Annotated in this window: 1 pseudogene; it reads right to left on the bottom strand. The window is 52.1% G+C overall.

Annotated features, from left to right (window positions below):
• Window positions 1–1,436: pseudogene (locus C4N23_RS13670) on the bottom strand (VirD4-like conjugal transfer protein, CD1115 family); the annotation flags it as partial.
• Window positions 1,437–1,548: the final 112 nt, after the last annotated feature.

Raw genomic sequence — 1,548 nt, 5'->3', positions numbered from 1 at the left:
TCACCGGGGTGGATTTTTTCTTTTCGGTTCAGATATTTTTCAATATCGAAGGTGTTTTTGGGGTCATAGTCCGAGGTCAGCTTGTAGTTGGGGTGCTGGGTCAGGTCGTACTTGTCCGAAAGAAAGGGGCGCACACCTCGCAGCTGCAAAATACACTTGCCGCCGTCCAGCACCGCCAGCTCATCCCGGCTCAATAACTCGTGCCCCATCTTTTGGAACGTAGTGCCGTAACTGGGGCTATTGCCACGGGTGTCTGAGGTGTTGAAGGCGTCGATGGTCTCCTTGCCTAGCATCTCCGAAAGGTCTTTCAGGGTCGTGGGTTCGGAGCCGCCGAGAAAAATTTGACTGTCCATGTTGCCCACAATGGTATCTGCGTTGTCCTTGTAGATGGCTTTCAACTGGCTTCTTGCCTGTAAAACAAGGCAGGCAGAGATTTCACGGCTGCGAATGGTCGCCACCAGCTTTTCCAGATTGGGAATCTGCCCGATGTTGGCGCACTCGTCGATCAGGCACCGCACATGGATGGGCAGCTTGCCGCCGTACACATCGTCTGCTTTATCGCACAGGAGGTTGAAAAGCTGGGTGTAGACCATGCTGATGAGGAAATTAAAGGTGGAATCCGTGTCCGACATAATGAGGAACAGCGCCGTTTTCTTATCGCCCAGCGTGTCCAGTTGCAGCTCATCGTACATAGTGAGGTCACGCAACTCTTGGATGTCGAAGGGGGCTAATCTGGCACCACAGGAAATGAGGATGGATTTTGCGGTCTTTCCGGCGGCCAGCTTGTAAAGTTTGTACTGCCGCCCGGCAAAGCTGTTGGGCTTCTTCTTCGCCAGTTCCTCAAACAGCAAATCCACCGGGTTTTGGTATTCCTCGTCATCCTCCAGCACCTGCATGGTGTTGAGCATTTCCAACAGGGTAGCGAAGTTTTGTTCCTCCACCGGGGCTTCATAATGCAGATAGGCGATCAGTGCGGTGAGCAAAAGACGTTCGCTTTTTTCCCAAAATGGGTCCCCGCCGGACCCTTCACCCTTGGTGTTGGTCATCAGGGTTGTGACCAGTTTCAGAATGTCCTTTTCGCTGTGGACATAGGCGAAGGGGTTGTAGTGCATGGACTTTTTGAAGTTGATGGTGTTCAGGATTTTCAGCTTGTACCCGTTTTTCAGAAGTGCGTTCCCGCACTCGACCACGATACTACCTTTCGGGTCAGTGACCACATAGGAACTGTGACATTGTAAAAGGTTGGGCTTGAGCCAAAACCGGGTCTTGCCGCTGCCGGAACCGCCCACCACCAGTACATTTTTGTTCCGGGCATTCTTTGGGTCAGGCGGGCGGTTGGACATCATCAGGCGTTCCGTTTTCGTCAGGATGATGTTGTCGAAAAACTTGGGTGCCATGAAAGGCTCAATGTCCTTGGGTGTGCCCCATGAAGCGTTTTGTCAAGTGCTTTTTTGAGTTATTGACGCAAATCATCGTGAAAGTGCGAAAGTGCAAAGTGCAAAGGGTCTGCGTTTTGCACTTTCAGCTTGCGGGTTCGGGTGGCTGCTT

It is taken from the genome of Faecalibacterium hattorii (assembly GCF_003287455.1).
Taxonomy (GTDB): Bacteria; Bacillota; Clostridia; order Oscillospirales; family Ruminococcaceae; genus Faecalibacterium; species Faecalibacterium hattorii.
This window is presented reverse-complemented; position numbering and strand designations above follow the sequence as displayed.